Genomic DNA, 20,183 nt, shown 5'->3' with positions numbered 1-20,183 from the left:
TCAGGCGTCCACGTAGAGGCAGAACGGGTGGCCCGCCGGGTCGAGGTAGACGCGCACGTTCTCCTGCGGCTGGTACTCGGCGAGCGTGGCCCCGGTCGCGACCGCGTGCGCGCCGGCGGTCTCCAGGTCGTCCACCTCGATGTCCAGGTGCGCCATCATCTGCTGGTCGCCGTCGGCCGCAGGCCAGGTGGGGCGGTGGTAGCGGGATTCGGTCTGGAACGACAGCCCGGCGCCGCCGTCGGGCGGGCGCAGCGTGGCCCAGCCGGGTTCGTCGGCGCCGGGGGACCAGCCGAGCAGGTCGCGGTAGAAGCGGGCGAGGGCTTGGGCGTCTGGTGCGTCGAGCACCGTCGCGGTCAGCTTCAGCACGATCTTGATTTTCACCTCGCCGGGTGACTTCCGCATGTCCGGCCGCGATTCCTCGGACCCACCCGGCGCGGACAGGGGCCGACACGACGAGGGGCGGCCGGATCACTCCCCGACCGCCCCCACCGTCACGTGCCGTGATCAGCCGCCCGGGGGCGGGTGCGGCAGCTCGCCGCGCTTGGGTCCGAGTTCGGCCAGTTCGAGCAGCGTCTCGCCGAACCGGGGGTCGGTCGACTCGAAGCAGCCCTTGCCCAGGGTGTGCGCGTAGGCCGAGCAGCTGCCGTCGGGCTGCTTGATCAGGTGCGCGCTGGTGGCGAGGTAGCCGAGCGAGTTGTCGGTGCGCGGCATGTACCGATCGCCGGTGGAGGAGCCCGCGGAGGCGATGAGCAGGAGCAGCGCGGCGAGCACGCCGATGCCGGTCGACGGGGAGGTGATCGCGTCGCGGACGCGGGCGACGCCGTCGAAGCGGCGCACGGCGTAGTAGCCGGCGAAGCCGGTGAGCAGGAGCAGGCAGTAGAGCAGTTCGGCGGTGCTGCGCGGCCAGAGCTGCACCGCGTCGGCGGCGTACATCTGGGAGCCGAAGTAGAAGCGCAGCAGCCAGGCGCCGGTGAACACCGAGGTCAGGACGATGACGACGGTGCGGTGGCGTGCCACGGCGATGGCGGCGGCGAGGCCGACGAGGGCGAGGATGGTGAACAGGCCGACGCCGCCGAGTTCGCCGGGTGGTGGCCAGGGTCCGGTGTTGCCGGGCAGGTCGCTGCGCCACATCGCGAGGTAGGTGGGTTCGGTCCAGGTGTCCCAGTAGAAGTAGCGGTCCTTGACCGAGCCGGAGGCGGTGAGCAGGCCGAAGAGGTGGCGGAAGGAGACGGCGACGAAGACGGCGGCGGTGATCGCGATCAGGGCGAGGCCCTTGAGGGGGCCGGTGCGCCAGGGGAACAGCACGAGGGCCGAGATGAGCACGCCGGGTGCGGACCAGACGAACCAGCCGGAGTAGAGGAGGAACACCAGGCCGAGGGCGATGCCGGCGCCGATGCCGTGCAGCACGATGCCGCGCCAGGGGGTGTCGCCGGCGCGGCGGAGCCGGCGCAGCAGGACGAGCAGGAGCGGGACCATCGCGACGAGCATGAGGTTGGTGTAGGGCTTGTACGGGTCGATGAGCACCATGGCGGGGACGACGCCGATGCCGAGTGCCCACAGGGGTGAGAGCAGCAGTCGCCAGGACAGGTAGGCGACGGGTCCGAAGAGGGCGGTGCCGGCGATCTGGAGGACTTTGAGGCTGTAGCCGGGTGAGGTGTCGGTGAGCTGGGAGTACCAGGCGAGGGCGTGGACCCAGCCGGGTGGGTAGTCGGCTTGCATGGTGCCGGTGTCGATGAGGGTCTGGGCCCAGCGGGTGAGGGCGCCGGAGTCGCCGCCGTTGGCGTTGAGGCCCCAGGAGGCGCCGCGGAGGGCGACGAGGACGGCGCCGGCGACGAGTCCGCCGTAGAGGCCGGCCGCGGTGGCGGCGGCGATCCTGCGGGCGAGTGGGGCGTGGGCGACCCAGCGGACGCGTGCGGTGACGATGGCGAGGGCCAGCAGCACGACGGCGATGAGGGCGAACCGGAGTTGGAGTGCGGCGAGGCCGCTGATCTGGCCGATCCGGTCGAGGGGGTTGACCTCGATGCCGCGGGCGAGGAGCACCATCAGCGCGGCGGCGGCCACGGACACGACGGCTTCGGCGGCGAAGAGCCATCCTCGGCGGGGTTGTGCGGTGTGGGGCGGCGGCGGGGTGTGCTCGGGGCTGGGCCGCGGCGTGTGTTCTGGCGCGGTCGACAGCACCGTCGATCACTTCCTCACGGGTTTGGTGGTTCCGAATGCGTGGCGGACGAGGAGTTTGGCGCTGGCGGTCTGCCTGGAGCTGACGGCTCCGGGGAGCAGGAGCAGCGCGTGGAGGCGGGAGGAGAGGTGGAGGCGGGCGGCTTTGGCGGCGCGGTGCCAGCCGATGTCGTCCATGTGTCGGGCGACGTCGAGGAAGAAGTCGTGTTCTTCGGTGAAGCGTCCGCCGAGGGAGGCCAGGGAGGAGGAGACGCTGGCGTCGTGGCGGCGGTACTGGAAGCAGAGGTCGGGGACGACGACGAGTTGTCCGCCGCGTTCGAGGAGGTCGAGCATGAGGGCGAGGTCGAGGACGACGCTGAGGCCGGGGCGGAAGCTGAGGTCTTTGAGGGCTTCGCGGCGCCAGCACAGGGAGGGGAAGTAGGTCCAGTTGCCGCGCAGGAGGCTGACGACGAGGTCTTCGCCGCCCATGATCTTGGGGGTGGTGGTGTCGGGGGCGTAGAGGTTGCGCTTGACGCGGTCGGTGAGGGGTCGGACGACCTGGCCGGCGCTGTCGATGACTTCGACGCCTGCTTGGACGACGTCGGCGTCGGGGTAGCGCTGGGTGGTGCGGCGGACGGTGCTGACGTAGTTGGGCAGCATGGCGTCGTCGGAGCCCATGACCACGAGGAAGTCGCGCTCGGCGAGTTCGAGGCACTTCTGGAAGTTGGCGTTGATGCCGATGTTGTGGTCGTTGCGCTGGTAGCGGACGCGGTCGTCGCGCAGCGAGTCGAACCACTCGGGGAGTTCGTTGTCGGTGACGCTGTCGTCGACGACGGTGAGGCGCCAGTTGCCGTCGTCCTGGGCGATGACGCTGCGCACGGCGGTCTTCAGGTACGAGATGTCCCCGTAGTGGGGGAGCATGATGTCGATGCCGTTCATGGTCACCTCGCACGACCGACGATCAGGCTGCGGTGCGGAACGCCCATCCCCTTGCCACGACCCTTCCCCTTGCGCGCTGCCCCTCGTGGTTCCACCCGAGCACCGGGGATACCGGCTATCAGGAGGTGGCGACGAGGCAGCCTACTGTGTTGGCGGTGAGCGCAGACATCATGCCCCCGCGTCGGTTGAGCCCTGCTGTCGTCGTGGGGTTGGGCACGTTGGTTCTCGGTGCGTCCGGTTACGCGTTCGTGGCGATCGCGGGTCATTCGCTGTCGGCGGTGGACGCGGCGGCGGTGGCGGCGTTCTACCTGTTGGCGAACATCGTGGGTCCGGGGATCTTCTCGGCGTTGGAGCAGCAGGCGAGTCATGCGACGTCGCGGGCGTTGGCGAGGGGTGAACGGCCTGGTGGGGCGGTGCGTCGGGTGGGTCGTGAGGGTGTGGTGCTGACGTTGGGCGTGGTGGCGGTGCTGGTGTTGGTGTCGCCGGTGTTGGTGGATCGGTCGTTGAAAGGGTCGTGGCCGTTGTTCGTGGCGGTGGTGGTGGCGGTGGTGACTTCGGCGGCTATTTACCTGGCGCGTGGTGTGTTGGGTGGAATGCAGCGGTTCTCGGGTTATGCGGCGACTTTGGCGGGTGAGGGATTCGCTCGTTTGTTCGGTGCGGTCGTGGTGGTGGCGGTGGGTGTGGCGAGTGCGGGTGTGTTCGGGTTGACGTTCGCGTTGGGGACGGTCGTGGGTGTGGTGGCGGGGTTGGTGTGGTTGCGGTCGAGGTCGGCGCCGGTGGTGGGTGGGGTGGTGGCCGGGGAGGGGCCGCGGGAGGGTGTGGAGGGTTTGGCGTTGTTGGTGTTGGCGGGGTTGTTGGTGCAGGCGGTGGCGAACGTGGCGCCGATCGTGGTGACGGCGCGGTTGCCGCAGGACGCGGCGTTGGCGTTGGCGTTCTCGTCGGCGTTCATCCTGGTGAGGGTGCCGTTGTTCGTGTTCTCGCCGGTGCAGGCGTTGTTGTTGCCGGGGTTGACGGAGGCGGCGACGCGGGGTGATCTGGGTGCGGTGCGGGCGGTGTTGCGGCGGATCACGGTGTGGGTGTTGGTGGTGGGTGTGGTGGGTGCGGTGGGGTCGGCGGTGTTGGGTCCGTGGGCGGTGCGGGTGTTCTTCGGGGCGGAGGCGGAGTTGTCGTGGGTGTTGATGGGTGCGTTGGGGGTGGGGACGATCTTGTTGATGGTGGCTCAGGTGTTGCAGCCGGCGTTGATCGCGTTGGGTGCGCGGTCGGCGATCACCGTGTCGTGGGTGGTGGGCACGGTGGTGTTGTTGGTGGTGTTGGTGTTGCCGGGGTCGCCGGTGGTGGTGGCGACGGTGGCGCAGTTGGCGGGTCCGTTGCTGGTGGCGGCGGGGATGGGGGTGGCGTTGGCGCGTCGGTTGGCGCGGGTGGGCGCGGTCCGGGAGGCGTGAGACTTCACCCGCCTGGGATCACCTGATCGTGAATGTTTCACCTGGTCGTGCGACGGGGGCGTGGGCGCGTTCGGCGGCGTGGACGGTGCCGATGGTGTGGCCGACGTGGGTGAGCAGGAGGCGTCGGGCGCGGCGGCCCGCGGCGGCGGCGTCCTCGGGGGAGCAGTGGTGGGGTCCGGCGCCGTCGGCTTCGCAGAGGAACAGGTCGGCGCCGTCGGCGAGGTCGTCGAGGGCCTGGCAGGGGCCGGTGTCGCCGGAGTAGGCGAAGACGGCGTCGCCGCGGGTGGCGCGCAGGCCGAAGGCGGGCAGGCCGTGCTCGACGGCGCGGCTCGTGAGGGTGAGGTCGCCGATCTCGGCGCGGTGCCCGTCGTGCAGTTCGTGCACGGTGAACGCGGCGGAGGCCGGGTTGGGCGACGCGCCGGCGAGGAAGGTCTCCAGGCGGTCGGCGAGTCCGGGTGGGCCGTAGAGCGGGATGGGCGCGTGCGGTTGTCGGTCGGCGAACAGCAGCGCGTAGTAGTAGGGCAGCAGGTCGGCGGCGTGGTCGGCGTGGGTGTGGGAGATCCAGACCGCGTCGAGGAGGTCGGGGCGGTGGTGGCGTTGCAGCTCGGCGAGGGTGCCGGGGCCGGCGTCGACCCACACGGCGGTGTGCTCGGTGCGCAGCAGGTAGCCGGAGCAGGGGTTGCCGGGGCGGGGGTAGGGCGTGGCGGTGCCCAGGACGGTGAGGCGGAAGGTCACGCGACAGTGTGACCCAGGGTGTGGTGGGAGGTCACGGGAGCGTGTGGCGCAGCACGTGCACGCCGGCGGCGGTTTTCAGGTAGGCCCAGGTGGTGGCGCCGGTGGTGGCGAGGCCGACGTGGGAGGCGGAGGCGCGGGCGAGGTCCTCGGGCAGTGCCACGGCGGTCCAGCCGGCGCCGGTCCAGCGGTGGAAGGCGGGTCGGGTCTCGAAGGAGCCGCGGGTGGCGCGCACGCCCCAGGTCCAGCCGGCGGCGACGCCGTGCACGCTGAGCCGGCCGGTGTCGCGGGGTGGGGGGACGCTGGTCCACTGGGCGCCGTCCCAGCGGTGCACGCGCAGGCCTTCGGTGTCGCGGGCGTGGCCGAGCCACACGTCGTCGGGGGCGGTGGCGGCGAGGCGGGCGACGTGGCCGCGTTCGACGCGGGGTCCGGCGACCTCGGTCCAGCCGGTGCCGTCCCAGCGGACGAGCACGGGGTACTCGTAGGTGGCGGGTCCGGCGCCGGCGAGGCCGCCGCCGCCCGCCCACACGTGGTGGGGTCCGGCGGCGGCGATGGTGTGGAGGCTTTCGCGGGCGGAGGACACCGCGGCGCGCAGTCGCCAGGTCGTGCCGTCGTAGTGCAGGGCGTCGCGGCCGGTGCCGACCACGTGGACGTCGTCGGGGCCGACGGCGGTGACGGCTTTGGCCCAGGTGATGCGGGGTGTGGCGACGACCTGCCAGGTGGTGCCGTCGTAGTGCAGCACGAGGGGGCGGCCGGCGCTGTTGCCGACCGCCCAGACGTCGTCGGGCGCGGCGGCGGACACGCCGGACAGGCTGGCCGCGGCGGGCAGGTGGGGCAGGGGCTCCTCGCGCCAGGTCTCGCCGGTCCAGCTCAGCACGAGCGGCGCGGACGCGCGGCTGGTGAACACGCCGGTGGTGCCCGCCAGCCAGGCGTGGTGCTCGCCCGCGGTCGCCAGCTCGGCCAGTGCGGTGCTGGGCGGCAGCACGGGCACCGGCACGGGTAGGAACAAACCAACTCCCCCTCGATGGGTCGTCCCCCGACTCATCGCGTGATCCAGCTCATCGGCCGGGGTGCCGGCGCGCCAGCCGCCGAACGGCGGGTTGTGGTTGGCGCATCGGCACGCCGGCTACCCGGGTCGGGCCCGTTCTTCGAGGTAGCGGCGTTCGGGCAGGCTCAGCGTGGCGCGGGCGGCGCGGGCGTAGTGGTCGCGGGCGGTGTCGTGGTCGCCCGCCAGGTCCAGCAGGTGCGCGCGCACGGCGTCGAGCCGGTGGTGCCCGGCCAGCGCCGGGTCCGCCTCGGCGTCGGCCAGCCGGGCCAGGCCGACGGCGGGTCCGTGGACCATGGCGGCGGCGACGATCCGGTTGAGCGCCACCATCGGGCCGGGGGTGATGGAGTGCAGCAGGTCGTACAGGCCGAGGATCTGCTTCCAGTCGGTGTCGGCGGCGTCGCGGGCCTCGGCGTGCAGGGCGGCGATCGCGGCCTGCAGCTGGTAGGGGCCGATCGCGGTGGTGGTCAGCGCGTCGCGGACCAGCCGTGTGCCCTCGGCGATCAGGTCGGCGTCCCAGAGGGCGCGGTCCTGCTCGGCCAGCGGCACGAGCGCGCCGTCGGGTCGGGTGCGGGCGGGCCGGCGGGCGTCGGTGAGCAGCATCAGCGCGAGCAGTCCGGTGGTCTCGCCGTCGCCGGGCAGCCGGGCGGCCAGGTCGCGGGCCAGGCGGATCGCCTCGCCGGAGAGGTCGACCCGGTGCAGGTCGGCGCCGGAGCTGGCGGTGTGGCCCTCGGTGAACACCAGGTACAGCACGTGCCGCACGGCGTCGAGCCGGTCGTCGCGCTCGTCCTCGGGTGGCAGGTCGAAGCGGGCGCCGGCGGCTTTGATGCGCTGCTTGGCGCGGCTGATGCGCTGCGCCACCGTGGCCTCGGGCACCAGGAACGCCCGGGCGATCTCGGCGGTGGTCAGCCCGCCCACGGCGCGCAGCGTCAGCGCCACCCGCGAGGGCGGCGTCAACGACGGGTGGCAGCACAGCAGGAGCAGCGTCAGCGTGTCGTCCACCCCGGGCGCGGGCTCCGGGTCGGGCGGTGTCAGGGCGAACACCGCCTCCTCGCGGCGCCGCCGGGCGGTGTCGGCGCGCCACAGCTCGATCCGCCGCCGCGAGGCGACCGTGATCAGCCACCCGGCGGGGTTGTCGGGCACGCCGTCGACGGGCCAGCGGGTGGCGGCGGCCAGCAGCGCCTCCTGCACGGCGTCCTCGCACGCGTCGAAGCCGCCGTGGTGGCGCACCACCGCGCCGAGCACGCGCGGCGCGAGCTCCCGCAGCAGCGGGCCGATCGCGGTCACCGGAGGAAGTCCTCCAGCGACGGCCGCACCGGCCGCACCTGCACCAGGCCCAGGGCCGCCTCGGGGACGCGGGCCGCGATCTGCACCGCCCGCTCCGGCGTCTCGACGTCCACCAGGTAGATCCCGGCCAGCAGCTCCTTGGCCTCGGCGAACGGCCCGTCGGTGGTCAGCGCCTGCCCGTCGCGCACGGTCACCCGCGTCGTCCGGGCCGGGTCGGCCAGCGCCTCGGAGACGATCAGCTCGCCGGAGGCGGCCAGCTCCTCGTCCAACGCCGCGTAGGCGTCCAGGCCGGCGGCCCGGTCCTCCTCGGCCATCCGGTCCCAGATCGCGCGCGAGTCGGGGTTGCTGTAGATCAGGACGAGGTACTTCACCAGAACCTCCGGGAAAACCGGTCCGGGGATGTCGAGAACGGACGTCCAGCTTCTACGTCCCCCGTGACGGGCGCCCGAGCGGGGTGCCCCACCGGAGAGGAACCACCATGACCGAGCACACCGACATCGCCGACCTGTTCGACCGGCGGGCCGCCGCGATGTGCGCCGGCGACGCGGACCGCCTGGTCGCCGACTACCTGCCCGACGCCGTCACCTTCACCCTGGCGCCGCCGCTGGCGCACACCGCGCCCGAAGTGGTCGACCCGGAGGCGATGCGCGCCTGGTTCGCCACGTTCGACTCCGCCGTGGACTACGAGATCCGCGACCTCCACGTCACGGCCGAGGGCGATCTCGCGTTCTGCCGCAGCCTCAACCGCATGTCCGCCGTGCCGCGCGGCCACCACGAGGCGTTCGACCTGTGGTTCCGCTCCACGGTGTGCCTGCGGCGGGTGGACGGCGCGTGGCGCATCGCCCACGAGCACACCTCGACCCCGTTCTACATGGACGGCAGCTTCGGCGCGGCCCTGGACCTCACGCCGTAAGGGCGCGGGCCAACGCGTCCAGCGCGGCGCGGTAGGCGTGCTCGGCGGGGGTCGCGTACCCCACGACCACGCCCTGCCGCGTCGCGCGGTCCGGGTCGTGCCAGTGGTCGCGCAACCCCGACAGCGCCAGCCCGTGCCCGGCGGCGCGGGCCAGCACGGCCGCCTCGTCCGGGTGCTCCACCAGCACGTGCAGCCCCGCGGACACGCCGTGCGCCGGCACGCCGAGGTCGTCCAGCCGCCGCACCAGCAGGTCGCGGCGACGCCGGTAGCGCAGGCGGCAGCCCCGGATGTGCCGGTCGTAGGCGTGGGTGCCGATCAGGTCGGCCAGCGCCAGCTGGCCCACGACCTCGGTGTGGTGGTCGGCGTGCAGCTTCGCGTCCACCACCGGGTCCACCCAGCGCGGCGGCAGCACCAGCCACCCCAACCGCACGCCCGGGCCCACCGTCTTCGACGCGCTGCCCGCGTACACCACGTGATCGGGCGCCGTGCCCTGCACCGCGCCCAACGGCTGCCGGTCGTAGCGGAACTCGCCGTCGTAGTCGTCCTCCACCAGCACCCCGCCGGACTCGCGCGCCCACGCGGTCAACGCGTGGCGCCGCGACGGGTGCAGCGGCACGCCGGTGGGGTACTGGTGGGCGGGCGTCACCACCGCCGCGGCCACGTCGTCGGCCGGTGTCGTCGCGCCCCGCTCGTCCACCGGCAAGGGCACCACGCGGCGCCCGGTCCGCGCCACGACGTCGCGGTGGAACGGCAGCCCGGGGTCCTCCATCGCCACCGGCCCGTCCAGCACCGACGCCAGCAGCGCCAACGCCTGCACGTACCCGGAGGTCACCACGATCCGCTCCGGCGAGGCCCGCACACCGCGCGTGCGGCCCAGGTACTCGGCCAACGCCGTGCGCAGCTCCACCCGGCCGCGCGGATCGCCGTACCCGTGCGCGCTCGCCGGCGCCGCGGCCAACGCCCGACGCGTCGCCCGCAACCAGGCCGCGGTCGGGAACGCCGACACGTCCGGGCTGCCCGGCGTCAGGTCGTGCCGCGGCCTCGGCGCGACCGGCGCGGGGGCCGCGGCGGGCGGATCGGCCCGGGGCAGCGGCGCGACCAGCGTGCCGGCACCCCGCCGCGCGGTCAGGTAGCCCTCCGCGACCAGCTGGTCGTAGGCGGCGGCCACCGTGTTGCGGGCCAACCCGAGCTCCGCGGCCAGCCTCCGGGTCGCGGGCAACCGGGCGCCCGGCGCCAACCGCCCCGCCCGGATCGCCTCCCGCAACGCGCGCTCCAGCCCGCCGCGCCGCGACGACGCCGGATCGAGCTCCAGGTGCAGGTCCACCCCCGCGACGGCCCACTCGTTCGACACGGACCGGACCCTAACCACGAGCCGGCCCCGCCACCGGACCCCGAGCGCGCACGGCCGCCGCGCCACCCGCCGAGCCAGGGCGGACAAACCTCGCGAGACCCCCGAAAACCGACGTCACGGGGCCTTCGCGGGCAGCCGGGCGCGGTGTTCGGGGTGCGCGGGGAACTGGCAGTATCGGCACGGGTGATCACGGTGATCACCGCTGCAACGGGGTCGGGGTCGCCGGGCGGCCGCGGCCCGAGTCGTGAACGGGAGTCGATGTGACCAGGACCGATGTGACCGAGGCGGCCAAGGCGCTGCGCGCGCTGCACGTGCCGGGCAAGCCGCTGGTGGTGCCCAACGCGTGGGACGTCTCCTCCGCGCGGGTCTTCGCCGAGGCGGGCCACCCGGCGGTGGCGACCACCAGCGTCGCCGTGGCCGCCGCCTTAGGCTTCGCCGACGGGCACGACATGCCCGCCGACGTGGCGTTCGACGCCGTGCGCCGCATCGCCGCCGCCGTCGGGGTGCCGGTGACCGCCGACATCGAACGCGGCTACGACCTGCCGCCCGCCGAGATCGCCGGGCGCCTCGCCGAGGCGGGCGCGGCCGGCTGCAACCTGGAGGACTCCGACCCCCGCACCAAGGCGATGGTCGACGTCGCCGAGCAGGCCGACTTCCTGGCCGCCGTGCGCGCCGCCGACGCCGACGTGGTGCTCAACGCCCGGATCGACGAGTTCCTCCACGGCGGGAAGTCGTTCGACGACGCGGTGCGCCGCGCGCAGGCCTACTTCGAGGCGGGCGCGGACTGCGTCTACCCGATGCGGCTGCCCGGCGACCAGGTGGCCGCGTTCGTCGAGGCGGTCGGCGGACGTCCGGTGAACATCGCGCACGGGCCCGGCTCGCCCACCCCGAACGACCTGGCCCCGCTGGGCGTGGCGCGGGTCAGCTTCGGCCCCGGCCTGCACAACGTGCTGATGATGAAGCAGCTCAAGAAGACGGCCACCGACATGCTCGACGGCGGCAGCCCGTACCGCGGCTGACCTACCCGCCGGTAACGCCCACTAGGGTGAATCCCATGCACGAGTGGGACACCGACACGCGGGTGGACGCGACGGGGGACGGGCGGTTCACCACCCACCTCACCGACCGCTGGGCGAGCGCCGGCGGACGACCCAACGGCGGCTACCTCGTCGCGTTCTGCCTGCGGGCGCTCGGCGAGGTGCTGCCGCACCCCGACCCGCTCGTCGTCGGCGCCCACTACCTGCGCCCCGGCGTCGTCGGACCGGCCCGCGTCGACACCGACGTCGTGCGCGCCGGCCGACGGCTGTCCACCGGCGAAGCGCGCCTGACCTGCGGCGAGCGTGAAGTGCTCCGCGTCGTGGCCACCTACGCCGACCTCGGCGGCCCCACCGGCCGCACCCACGTCCTCGACCGGGCGCCCGACCTGCCGCCGCCCGACGAGTGCGTCGACGTCTACGGCGGCCTGCGCCTGCCCGGCGTCACCGTCGCCGACCGCGTCGACCTGCGCGCGCCCGAACCCCACGGCTGGGCCCGGGGCCGGCCCACCGGCACGCCGCGCGCCGAGTTCTGGCTCCGCTTCGCCGACGGCCGCCCCGCCGACACCGCCTGCCTGCCCACCCTGGTCGACAGCGCCGCGCCTGCCGTCCTCGAACTCGGCGTCACCGACTCCGCCACGGTCGAGCTCACCGTCCACGTGCGCGCCCGGCCCGCGTCGGACTGGCTCGCCGCCCGCGTCACCACCCGGCACCTCGCCGGCGGCTACCACGAGGAGGACGTCGACCTGTGGGACACGACCGGGCAGCTGGTCGCCCAGTCACGCCAACTCGCCGTGGCCGCCGGCCGATAATCGGCAGCCCCGCCGGCCCACCCTCGATATCCTTGACCCAAATGAACCAGATGTCGCACGCTGACCTGCGCAAACGCCTGTCCGAACTGATGTCGCGGGACCAGCGGAGGCTGGCACGCAGGCTCGAGGGCGCGCGCAAGGTCCGCGACGAGGGCGCCCGCGCCGCCGTCCTCGCCGAGATCGAGGCCGAGCTGGAGGCCGCCGAGCTGCGCGTCGCCCTGCGCCGCGACACCGTGCCGAAGATCACCTACCCGGCCGAGCTGCCCGTCAGCAACCGCAAGGACGACATCGCCGCGCTCATCCGCGAGCACCAGGTCGTGATCGTCGCCGGCGAGACCGGCTCCGGCAAGACCACCCAGCTGCCCAAGATCTGCCTGGAGCTCGGCCGCGGCGTGCTCGGCCAGATCGGGCACACCCAGCCCCGCCGCCTCGCCGCGCGCACCGTCGCCGAACGCGTCGCCCAGGAACTGGGCACCCCGCTGGGCAGCGCCATCGGCTACAAGGTCCGCTTCACCGACCAGTCCGGCGAGGACACCCTGGTCAAGCTCATGACCGACGGCATCCTGCTCGCCGAGATCCAGACCGACCGGATGCTGTCGCGCTACGACACGATCATCATCGACGAGGCCCACGAACGCAGCCTCAACGTCGACTTCCTGCTCGGCTACCTCAAGCAGCTGCTGCCCAAGCGCCCCGACCTCAAGGTCGTCATCACCTCCGCGACCATCGACCCCCAGCGGTTCTCCCGGCACTTCGGCGACGCGCCCGTCATCGAGGTCTCCGGCCGCACCTACCCCGTCGAGGTCCGCTACCGCCCGATCGTCGACCCCGACGACCCCGACGCCGACCCGGACCGCGACCAGACCCAGGCCGTCTGCGACGCCGTGCGCGAACTGCAGGCCGAAGGACCCGGCGACGTGCTGGTGTTCCTCTCCGGCGAACGCGAGATCCGCGACACCGCCGACGCCCTCGCCGCCCTGGAGCTGCGCAACACCGAGATCCTGCCGCTGTACGCGCGGCTGTCGTTCGGCGAGCAGCACCGCGTCTTCCAGCCGCACACCGCCCGCCGCGTCGTGCTCGCCACCAACGTCGCCGAGACGTCGCTGACCGTGCCCGGCATCAAGTACGTCGTCGACCCCGGCACCGCCCGCATCTCCCGCTACAGCCACCGCCTCAAGGTGCAGCGGCTGCCCATCGAACCCGTCTCGCAGGCGTCGGCCAACCAGCGCAAGGGCCGCTGCGGCCGCGTGTCCGAAGGCATCTGCGTGCGCCTGTACAGCGAGGACGACTTCGACGCGCGCCCGGAGTTCACCGACCCGGAGATCCTGCGCACCAACCTCGCCTCGGTCATCCTGCAGATGACCTCCATCGGCCTGGGCGACATCGCCGCGTTCCCGTTCATCGACCCGCCCGAGGCCCGCAACATCACCGACGGCGTGCAGCTGCTGCAGGAGCTCGGCGCGATCCTGCCCGCCGAGCAGAAGCTCACCCCGCTGGGCCGCAAGCTCGCCCAGCTGCCCGTCGACCCCCGCCTGGCCCGCATGGTCATCGAGGCCGACCGCAACGGCTGCGTCCGCGAGGTCATGGTCATCGCCTCCGCGCTGTCCATCCAGGACCCCCGCGAACGCCCCTCGGACAAGCAGCAGGCCGCCGACGAGTTCCACGCCCGCTTCAAAGACCCCGACTCCGACTTCACCGCGTTCCTCAACCTGTGGCAGTACCTGCGCGAGAAGCAGAAGGAGCTGTCCAGCAACCAGTTCCGCAGGCTGTGCCGCGCCGAGTTCCTCAACTACCTGCGCGTGCGCGAGTGGCAGGACATCTACCAGCAGCTGCGGCAGGTCGCGAAGACCCTCGGCGTGCACGTCAACGACCAGCCCGCCGACCCGCGCGCCGTCCACGTCTCGCTGCTGTCCGGGCTGCTGTCCCACATCGGCGTCAAGGACGTCCCGAAGCGCGACCCGGGCAAGCGCGCGGCCACCGAGTACCTCGGCGCCCGCAACGCGAAGTTCGCGATCTTCCCCGGCTCGTCCCTGTTCCGCAAACCGCCCCAGTGGGTGATGGCCGCCGAACTGGTCGAGACGTCCCGGCTGTGGGGCCGGACCGTGGCCAAGATCGAACCCGAGTGGGCCGAGAAGCTCGCCGAGCACCTGGTCAAGCGCACCTACAGCGAACCCCACTGGGAAGCCAAGCGCGGCTCCGTCGTCGCACTCGAGAAGGTCACCCTCTACGGCGTGCCGATCGTCGCCTCGCGCAAGGTCAACTACGGGCGCATCGACCCCGAGCTGTCCCGCGAGCTGTTCATCCGCCACGCCCTCGTGCAGGGGGAGTGGAGCACCCACCACAAGTTCTTCCACCACAACCGCGACCTGCTCGCCGAGGTCGAGGAACTGGAGAACCGGGCCCGCCGCCGCGACATCGTCGTGGACGAGGAGACCGTCTACGACTTCTACGACCGGCGCGTGCCCGCCGACGTCGTGTCCGTCCGGCACTTCGACACCTGGTGGAAGAAGACCCGCCACACCCAGCCCGACCTGCTCACCTTCGACAAGGCCATGCTGGTCAACGACCGCGCCGCGGTCACCCCCGACGCCTACCCCGACGAACTGCGCCGCGGCGGCCTCACCCTGCCGCTGACCTACCGGTTCGAACCCGGCGCGGCCGTCGACGGCGTCACCGTCACCCTGCCCCTGCCCGCGCTCACCGCCCTGCCCGACGACTCGCTGTCCTGGCAGGTACCCGGCCTGCGCACCGAACTCGTCGTCGCGCTCATCCGGTCGCTGCCCAAACCGCTGCGCCGCAACTTCGTGCCCGTGCCCGACGTCGCCGCCGCCGCCCTGACCGGCATCGACCCCGACGAACCCCTGCTGCCCGCCCTGGAACGCCAACTGCGCACCCTCACCGGCGTCGTCGTGCCCCGCGAGGAGTGGCAGCTCGACCAGGTGCCCGACCACCTCAAGCTCACCTTCACCATCGTCGACGAGAACGACCGCGAACTCGCCCGCGGCAAGGACCTCTCCGCCCTCAAGGCCCGCCTGCGCGGACAACTGCGCGAAACCCTCGCCGCCGCCGCGAGCAACCTCGCCCGCACCGGCCTGACCACCTGGGACGTCGGCGACCTGCCCCGCACCGTGCAGCGACAGCGCTCCGGCATCGTCGTCACCGCCTACCCCGCCCTGGTCGACAAGGGCGACACCGTCGCGGTGGAGATCCTCGACACCCCCGGCCGGCAGGCGCAGGCGATGTGGCGCGGCACCCGCCGACTGCTCCTGCTCAACACCCCGTCCCCGGTCAAGACCCTGCAACGCGGCCTGAACAACGCCGAGAAGCTCGCCCTGACCCGCAACCCCCACGGCGGTGTCGCGCCGCTGCTGGCCGACTGCATCTCCGCCGCCGTCGACAAGCTCCTGCGCGACGCCGGCGGCCCCGTGTGGACCGAGTCCGCGTTCACCAAGCTCACCGACCACGTCCGCCGCGGCCTCGGCGAGACCACGTTCGACGTCGTGCACAAGGTCCGCCGCGTCCTGGAAGCCGCCCAGGACGTCGAACTGCGCCTCAACGGCCTGCGCGGCGCCGTGTTCGACGAATCCGCCGCCGACGTCCGCGCCCAGTTCACCGGCCTGGTGCACAAGGGATTCGTCACCGAGGCGGGCGCCGACCGGCTCGCCGACGTGCACCGCTACCTGCAGGGCATCGCCCGCCGGCTGGAGAAGCTGCCCGAGAACGTCCGCCGCGACCAGGAGTGGATGGACCGCGTCCACGCCGTGCACGCCGAGTACCGGGAACTGCGCGCCGCCCTGCCCGCCGACGAACCGCACCCCGAACTCGACGAGGTGCGCTGGATGATCGAGGAACTGCGGCTGAGCTACTTCGCCCAGACCATCGGCACCCGCTACACCGTCTCCGACAAGCGCATCTTCAAAGCCCTCGACGCCGTGCCCCGCTAGCCCGCGCCGGGCTCCGGCCGACCCGCCGGCGCCCGGTGCTACTCGCACTGCTCCAACAACGCCCGCAACGCGTCGGCGACCACCGCTCTGGTGTCCTCGTCCAACGGCTCCAGCAGCCGCGCGTACTGCCGCATGTGCTCGGCCAGCATCCCGTCCACCAGCCGGCCGCCGCGGTTGGTCAGCTTGATCCGCACCAGCCGCCGGTCCGCGGCGTCGGGCACGCGCTCCACCAGGCCCTTGGCCTCCATCCGGTCGATCCGGTTGGTGATCGCGCCCGCCGTGACCAGCGACGCGGACAGGAACGCCCCCGCCGTCATGCCCTGCGCCGAACCCGCCCGCCGCAACGTGGTCAACACGTCGAACTCGCCCGGCTCCAGCTCGAACCGGCCGGTGAACTCCCGCAACTCGCGCTCCAGCAGCCGCGCCAGCCGCGTCACCCGCGTCAGCACCGCCATCGGCGAGGTGTCCACGTCCGGCCGCTGCACCGACCACTGCGCCAACACCAGGTCGACCGCGTCCGCCATCACCACTCCTGACCCCCTGGGCGCCGTGCCGGACGACCCACCGCCCGACGCCGCACCGACCGCGGTCCCCCTTCGATCCGCACCCCCCACCGTATTCGTGATCGACAACGTGTGCGGGCGTCCCGGCGAAAACCCGCGTCCCGGCCCACCGGCGTCCGCGCGCCCGGCCCAGTCGCGGACTCCGCCCGCCCGACCCGCCCCTGCGCCGACTCGTCGGTCGCCGTGCGTCCGAACGCCGCGGTCCTCGACCGCGCGCACCGCCACCGCACGCCGGTCCGCCGCGTCCGGGTCGCGTTCCCGCGCGGGGGGAGCTCCTCGGCCAGCGCGAGTCCCTGCCGTCGAGAATCGTCCAGTGCCCGATCCGGCGCGCCGCTCACGGGAACCAATTCGTATTCCAGGTGATTGTGGGATGCCGGACCGACTGCTACTGCGAACGGTTGAACGGAATGCGCGTCCCGTTCGCCGACTGGTAGCGTCGCCCGAGCCGCTGACGCAAAAAATTCCCGACTGCCCACAGGGGAGACAATGCGCAAGTTGAAGGCACTCGGCCTGGTGGTCGCAAGTCTCGCGACGATGGCCACGACCTCCTCGCTCGCGAACGGAGCACCACAGCCCGACCTGCTGGTCGGCGGCACCTGCGCCGGGTCGTGGGTGACCGTGACCGGGTTCGCGACCGTTCGCGCGGAGCCCAACACCACGTCCAGGGCGTTGTTCTCCGTCGTGACCGGCGAACCCCGCACCTGCCGCAAGATCGTGACGGGTCAGGTCTACGACGCGTGCGGCGTGTACGACGCCAACGGCTGGATCCTGATCCAGGACTTCAACAACGAGTACGGCGAAGGGCCCGGCTGGTCCGGCTACATTCCCAGCGTCTGCACCCGCGACGGGGTCTGAGCCGAAGTCCCGACACGGCGCACGATAGCCGCGGAAATCAGCGATATCGCCGGGCTGAACGGTGTGGAATTGCGCACCGGGACCAATCCGGCCCCGCGCGGCGACCTCACCGGTAGCGCCGCGGGCCCTGCGTTCAGGGTCATTTATCACGCTGGGTCGCGGTAATCGGCCCACCTTCGGCATTCGGGATGCTTGCCGCCGTCACGCTCGCGCTAGGCGTGCTCGCCGGCCGAGCGGTGCAGGGTGATCGTGGTCCACGCGCCGACGTGGACACGGTCGCCCGGCTCCAACGGGTGCGGCCGGTGGGGCGCCAACGGGGTGTCGCCCTCGTTCACCGTGGTCCCGTTCGTCGAGCCCAGGTCCACCACCGCCCACCCGTCACCCGACGCCACCAGCACCGCGTGGTGGTGCGACACGCCCGGGTCCTCCGGCGGGCCCACCAGGTCGATCCCCGGGAAGATGCCCCGCGACCGGCTCCGCCGCCCGATCGACACCTGCGGCCCCGCCAACCCGAACCGGCGCGGCGGGCAGAACTCCGGGAACGCCATCGCACCCGCGTCCGGCCCGCCCACCGCCACCACCCGCTCGAAGTACGCCCGGTCCGCCTCGACCGTCACGTGCCACGACACCGGCACCGGCCGCGACGACACCGGCGGCGACGGCGCCACGACCGGGTTCAACGAGTCCTGCCCGCACTCCTCGCAGAACCGGCCCACCCGCACCGCGCCACACGCCGCGCACGTCTCCTCGACGGACACCACCGGCTCGGAGTCAACCTCGGATGCCCCGGACCCGGACGGCATCGGCGTGCCGCACACGTCGCAGTAGTCGTCGGTCGCCGAGTCGTGGCCCGCCGGGCAGGTCGCCATCCGCCTAGCCCTTCCCGACCCGCTTGGTCACCGTGGAGCGGGTGTCCAGCGTCATCTCGTCCGCGTCGGCCACCCGCGCGCGCAGCTTCACCGTCCCCGTCCGCGGATCCTCCACCTCCACCACCTTGGCCAGCAGCTTCGCCGTGTCGGTGTTGCCCGACTCGTGCGCCAGCCGCACCGCCCGGCCCAGCTTCGCCGTCGCCCGGCCCACGTCACCGGACTTGCGCGCCTCCAAACCGTCCTGGATCGCCTCCGCCAGCTCCGCCTGCCCCGTGTAGTGGGCGACCTCGGAGCTGATCCGCGTCGACAACGCCGAGTCCTCCGTCCACACCGCCAGCACCCGACCCTGCCCCAGCACCTCACCCGACGGGCCCACCAGGCTCACCCGCGACGCCAGCATCCGGTCGCCCACTCCCGCCGGCCGCACCCGCACCCGCAGGTGGTAGTCGCGGCTCTCCGCGCCACCCCACGCGCCCGTCGGGTACTCACCCGTCCGCGGCCCCGACTCCACCCGCCGCCCCGTCAGGTCGCGCAACCCCGGCGACACCTGCTTGAGCGACACGACCCGCGCGCCCTCCGGCGTCCACAACCGCAGCGACACGTCCGCCACCGCCTTGCCCATCGCGGACGCCGCCATGGACCGGAAGTCCGCGGCCAACCCGTCCGGGTCGGCCACGATGTCCACCGTCCCCAGCATCGCCTCGGCGATCCGGCGCAGCTCCGCCACCCGCCAGTCCGTGCCCACCCCGCGGCAGTCGCACGTGAAGCGGCCCGCCACCTCGTCGAGCACCTTCGTCAACTGGCGCGGCGACTCGTGCTGGTTCTCGCCGTCGGTCAACAGGATCGCGTGCCTCGGCCCGCCCTCGAACCCGGCGAACAGGTCGTCGGCCAACGCCAGCCACCGGCCCATCGCCGTGCCGCCGTCCGCCCGCAGCGCCCGCACGGCCTGCTTCGCCGCGGCCCGCGACCGCGAGTCCGCCACCACCAACTTCCGCGACCGGGGGTAGACCACCCGCGCCGTGTCCGTGCCCGCCACCACCGCGAACCGCACGCCGTCGCGCAACGCGTCGATCGCCGCCACCGTCGCCTGCTTCGCCGCCGTCAACTTCGACGGCGGGTAGGCCATCGACGCCGAGGTGTCCACGATGACCACCTCGGCGGCGTCGGCCGACACCACCTCCGCCGCGACGCCCGTCGTGGTCACCGTGACGATCGCGTCGACGTCCGCGGCGCCCTCGGGCAGGTACTCGTTCTGGAACACCTCGACCGCGAAATCAAGCGCCATGCCCACCCCGCAGTTGGACGACGACCACCGTGATGTTGTCGTGCCCGCCGGCCTTCAGCGCGACCTCCACCAGCTCCCGCGCCACTTCGATCGGCGGCACGCCGCGCGGCAGCACCTCCAGCAGGTCCTCCGGCTCCGGCACGTAGTTCCACAACCCGTCGCTGCACAGCACCAGCAGCCCCGGCGTCTCCACCTTGAACGTCACCGTCTGCGGCGCCTCCACCCCGGAATCCGCGCCCAACCACCGCGACAGCACGTGCGCCCGCCGGTCGGTCAGCGCCTCCTCCTCCGTCAGCACGCCCTCCGCGACCAGCTGCGCCGCCCACGTGTCGTCCGTGGTCAACCGCGCCGCCCCCGCCTCGGCCACCAGGTAGGCGCGGCTGTCGCCCACCCACCCCACCGTCGCCGAATCGTCGGTCACCACCGCCGACACGAACGTGCAAGACGGCGCCACCTCCGCCGCCTCCGGCCGCGCCAACCGGCCCACCGCGTCGTTCGCCGCCACCACCGAGTCCGTCGTCGACGACTCGGCGTCCATCCCCGCCTGCAACCCCGTCAACAGCACGTCCGCCGCCGTGTCCACGGCCGTCTGCGACGCCTGCTCCGCCCGCTCCGACGACGCCACCCCGTCGCACACCACCGCCGCGACCCCGCGCCCGCGCACCCGCCCGAACGCCATCGAGTCCTCGTTGCGCTGCCGCCGCTTGCCGCGGTCGCTCACCCCGGCCACCCCGGGCAGCACGAACTCCACCCGGTCCCGCGCCGACGGCCGCGCCCGACCGCACTGCTCGCAGAACCCGTCCGCGTCGAACTCCTCACCGCCGCACGCGCACATCGGCGGCCACTGCGACCCCGGACCACCCACCGGTGTCCGCTGCAACCGCAGGTTGCGCCCGCACGCCTCGCAGAAGCGGTCCTGCGACGCCACCGGCGACGAGCACTCGGGACAGGATTCCAT

The 20,183-nt window shown here is 73.0% G+C and carries 18 protein-coding genes; 6 read left to right on the top strand and 12 right to left on the bottom strand.

From position 1 onward, the window contains the following. The 3 genes from AB0I91_RS12800 to AB0I91_RS12790 form a co-directional block, all read right to left on the bottom strand. Complete coding sequence (locus tag AB0I91_RS12800; protein ID WP_498778725.1) at positions 1-363, bottom strand: VOC family protein; 363 nt, start codon at positions 361-363, stop codon at positions 1-3. 141 nt (positions 364-504) lie between these two features. Further along, a complete protein-coding gene (locus AB0I91_RS12795) occupies positions 505-2,067 on the bottom strand; it encodes a hypothetical protein (protein ID WP_499636810.1) in 1,563 nt (520 codons plus the stop codon). A 117-nt stretch (positions 2,068-2,184) separates the two neighbouring features. Beyond that, complete coding sequence (locus AB0I91_RS12790) at positions 2,185-3,093, bottom strand: glycosyltransferase family 2 protein (RefSeq protein WP_498778693.1); 909 nt, start codon at positions 3,091-3,093, stop codon at positions 2,185-2,187. A 155-nt stretch (positions 3,094-3,248) separates the two neighbouring features. On the opposite strand from AB0I91_RS12790, the gene AB0I91_RS12785 reads away from it, so the two are divergent. Further along, positions 3,249-4,535, top strand: coding sequence for a hypothetical protein (locus AB0I91_RS12785; protein ID WP_498778692.1), 1,287 nt, complete (start codon positions 3,249-3,251; stop codon positions 4,533-4,535). 18 nt (positions 4,536-4,553) lie between these two features. Here the strand turns inward: AB0I91_RS12785 and AB0I91_RS12780 are convergent, their stop codons facing one another. The 4 genes from AB0I91_RS12780 to AB0I91_RS12765 form a co-directional block, all read right to left on the bottom strand. Then, positions 4,554-5,270 carry an MBL fold metallo-hydrolase gene (locus AB0I91_RS12780; RefSeq protein ID WP_499636808.1) on the bottom strand — a complete coding sequence of 239 codons (717 nt, stop codon included), beginning with the start codon at positions 5,268-5,270 and terminating at the stop codon, positions 4,554-4,556. 31 nt (positions 5,271-5,301) lie between these two features. Beyond that, positions 5,302-6,276 carry a hypothetical protein gene (locus AB0I91_RS12775; protein WP_499636806.1) on the bottom strand — a complete coding sequence of 325 codons (975 nt, stop codon included), beginning with the start codon at positions 6,274-6,276 and terminating at the stop codon, positions 5,302-5,304. Between the two features lie 117 nt (positions 6,277-6,393). After that, positions 6,394-7,599, bottom strand: coding sequence for an RNA polymerase sigma factor (locus AB0I91_RS12770; protein WP_498778689.1), 1,206 nt, complete (start codon positions 7,597-7,599; stop codon positions 6,394-6,396). Then, entirely contained in the window at positions 7,596-7,970 is a 375-nt protein-coding gene (locus tag AB0I91_RS12765) for a YciI family protein (protein ID WP_498778688.1), read from the bottom strand. Before AB0I91_RS12765 ends, AB0I91_RS12770 begins: the two co-directional genes overlap by 4 nt. 107 nt (positions 7,971-8,077) lie before the next feature. On the opposite strand from AB0I91_RS12765, the gene AB0I91_RS12760 reads away from it, so the two are divergent. After that, positions 8,078-8,512, top strand: a complete 435-nt coding sequence (locus AB0I91_RS12760; protein ID WP_499636804.1) for a YybH family protein — start codon at positions 8,078-8,080, stop codon at positions 8,510-8,512. On the opposite strand, the gene pdxR is transcribed toward AB0I91_RS12760, so the two are convergent. Next, positions 8,502-9,863, bottom strand: coding sequence for a MocR-like pyridoxine biosynthesis transcription factor PdxR (gene pdxR, locus AB0I91_RS12755; RefSeq protein ID WP_499636802.1), 1,362 nt, complete (start codon positions 9,861-9,863; stop codon positions 8,502-8,504). The two genes, AB0I91_RS12760 and pdxR, sit on opposite strands and share 11 nt — an antisense overlap. A gap of 260 nt (positions 9,864-10,123) precedes the next feature. On the opposite strand from pdxR, the gene AB0I91_RS12750 reads away from it, so the two are divergent. Genes AB0I91_RS12750 through hrpA form a run of 3 tightly spaced genes read left to right on the top strand, consistent with a single transcriptional unit; the run spans position 10,124 to position 15,653 of the window. Further along, complete coding sequence (locus AB0I91_RS12750; protein WP_498778685.1) at positions 10,124-10,882, top strand: isocitrate lyase/PEP mutase family protein; 759 nt, start codon at positions 10,124-10,126, stop codon at positions 10,880-10,882. A 35-nt stretch (positions 10,883-10,917) separates the two neighbouring features. Continuing rightward, positions 10,918-11,709 (top strand): thioesterase family protein, encoded by a 792-nt coding sequence (locus AB0I91_RS12745; RefSeq protein WP_499636800.1) that lies wholly within the window; start codon positions 10,918-10,920, stop codon positions 11,707-11,709. Positions 11,710-11,750: 41 nt separating this feature from the next. Beyond that, positions 11,751-15,653, top strand: a complete 3,903-nt coding sequence (gene hrpA / locus AB0I91_RS12740; protein ID WP_499636798.1) for an ATP-dependent RNA helicase HrpA — start codon at positions 11,751-11,753, stop codon at positions 15,651-15,653. 38 nt (positions 15,654-15,691) lie between these two features. Here hrpA and AB0I91_RS12735 read toward each other — a convergent pair whose 3' ends face one another. Next, complete coding sequence (locus tag AB0I91_RS12735) at positions 15,692-16,177, bottom strand: MarR family winged helix-turn-helix transcriptional regulator (RefSeq protein ID WP_499636796.1); 486 nt, start codon at positions 16,175-16,177, stop codon at positions 15,692-15,694. A 525-nt stretch (positions 16,178-16,702) separates the two neighbouring features. Between AB0I91_RS12735 and AB0I91_RS12730 the strand changes: the two genes are divergently transcribed. Next, positions 16,703-17,071 (top strand): hypothetical protein, encoded by a 369-nt coding sequence (locus tag AB0I91_RS12730; protein ID WP_498778681.1) that lies wholly within the window; start codon positions 16,703-16,705, stop codon positions 17,069-17,071. Positions 17,072-17,283: 212 nt separating this feature from the next. Here AB0I91_RS12730 and AB0I91_RS12725 read toward each other — a convergent pair whose 3' ends face one another. Genes AB0I91_RS12725 through AB0I91_RS12715 form a run of 3 tightly spaced genes read right to left on the bottom strand, consistent with a single transcriptional unit; the run spans position 17,284 to position 20,183 of the window. Beyond that, entirely contained in the window at positions 17,284-17,940 is a 657-nt protein-coding gene (locus tag AB0I91_RS12725) for an FHA domain-containing protein (protein WP_498778680.1), read from the bottom strand. 4 nt (positions 17,941-17,944) lie between these two features. After that, a complete protein-coding gene (locus AB0I91_RS12720) occupies positions 17,945-19,225 on the bottom strand; it encodes a vWA domain-containing protein (RefSeq protein WP_499636794.1) in 1,281 nt (426 codons plus the stop codon). Next, a complete protein-coding gene (locus tag AB0I91_RS12715; RefSeq protein ID WP_498778678.1) occupies positions 19,215-20,183 on the bottom strand; it encodes a PP2C family protein-serine/threonine phosphatase in 969 nt (322 codons plus the stop codon). Before AB0I91_RS12715 ends, AB0I91_RS12720 begins: the two co-directional genes overlap by 11 nt.

Origin of the sequence: Actinosynnema sp. NPDC049800 (assembly GCF_040656635.1) — a bacterium.
GTDB lineage: Bacteria > Actinomycetota > Actinomycetes > Mycobacteriales > Pseudonocardiaceae > Actinosynnema.
This window is presented reverse-complemented; position numbering and strand designations above follow the sequence as displayed.

What these genes read in the sequence shown, in the direction of transcription:
- AB0I91_RS12735 (WP_499636796.1), bottom strand. Translation starts at nt 16,177, where the DNA reads ATGGCGGACGCGGTCGACCTGGTGTTGGCGCAGTGGTCGGTGCAGCGG.
- AB0I91_RS12715 (WP_498778678.1), bottom strand. Translation starts at nt 20,183, where the DNA reads ATGGAATCCTGTCCCGAGTGCTCGTCGCCGGTGGCGTCGCAGGACCGC.
- hrpA (WP_499636798.1), top strand. Translation starts at nt 11,751, where the DNA reads ATGAACCAGATGTCGCACGCTGACCTGCGCAAACGCCTGTCCGAACTG.
- AB0I91_RS12725 (WP_498778680.1), bottom strand. Translation starts at nt 17,940, where the DNA reads ATGGCGACCTGCCCGGCGGGCCACGACTCGGCGACCGACGACTACTGC.
- AB0I91_RS12745 (WP_499636800.1), top strand. Translation starts at nt 10,918, where the DNA reads ATGCACGAGTGGGACACCGACACGCGGGTGGACGCGACGGGGGACGGG.
- AB0I91_RS12730 (WP_498778681.1), top strand. Translation starts at nt 16,703, where the DNA reads ATGCGCAAGTTGAAGGCACTCGGCCTGGTGGTCGCAAGTCTCGCGACG.
- AB0I91_RS12720 (WP_499636794.1), bottom strand. Translation starts at nt 19,225, where the DNA reads ATGGCGCTTGATTTCGCGGTCGAGGTGTTCCAGAACGAGTACCTGCCC.
- AB0I91_RS12760 (WP_499636804.1), top strand. Translation starts at nt 8,078, where the DNA reads ATGACCGAGCACACCGACATCGCCGACCTGTTCGACCGGCGGGCCGCC.
- AB0I91_RS12790 (WP_498778693.1), bottom strand. Translation starts at nt 3,093, where the DNA reads ATGAACGGCATCGACATCATGCTCCCCCACTACGGGGACATCTCGTAC.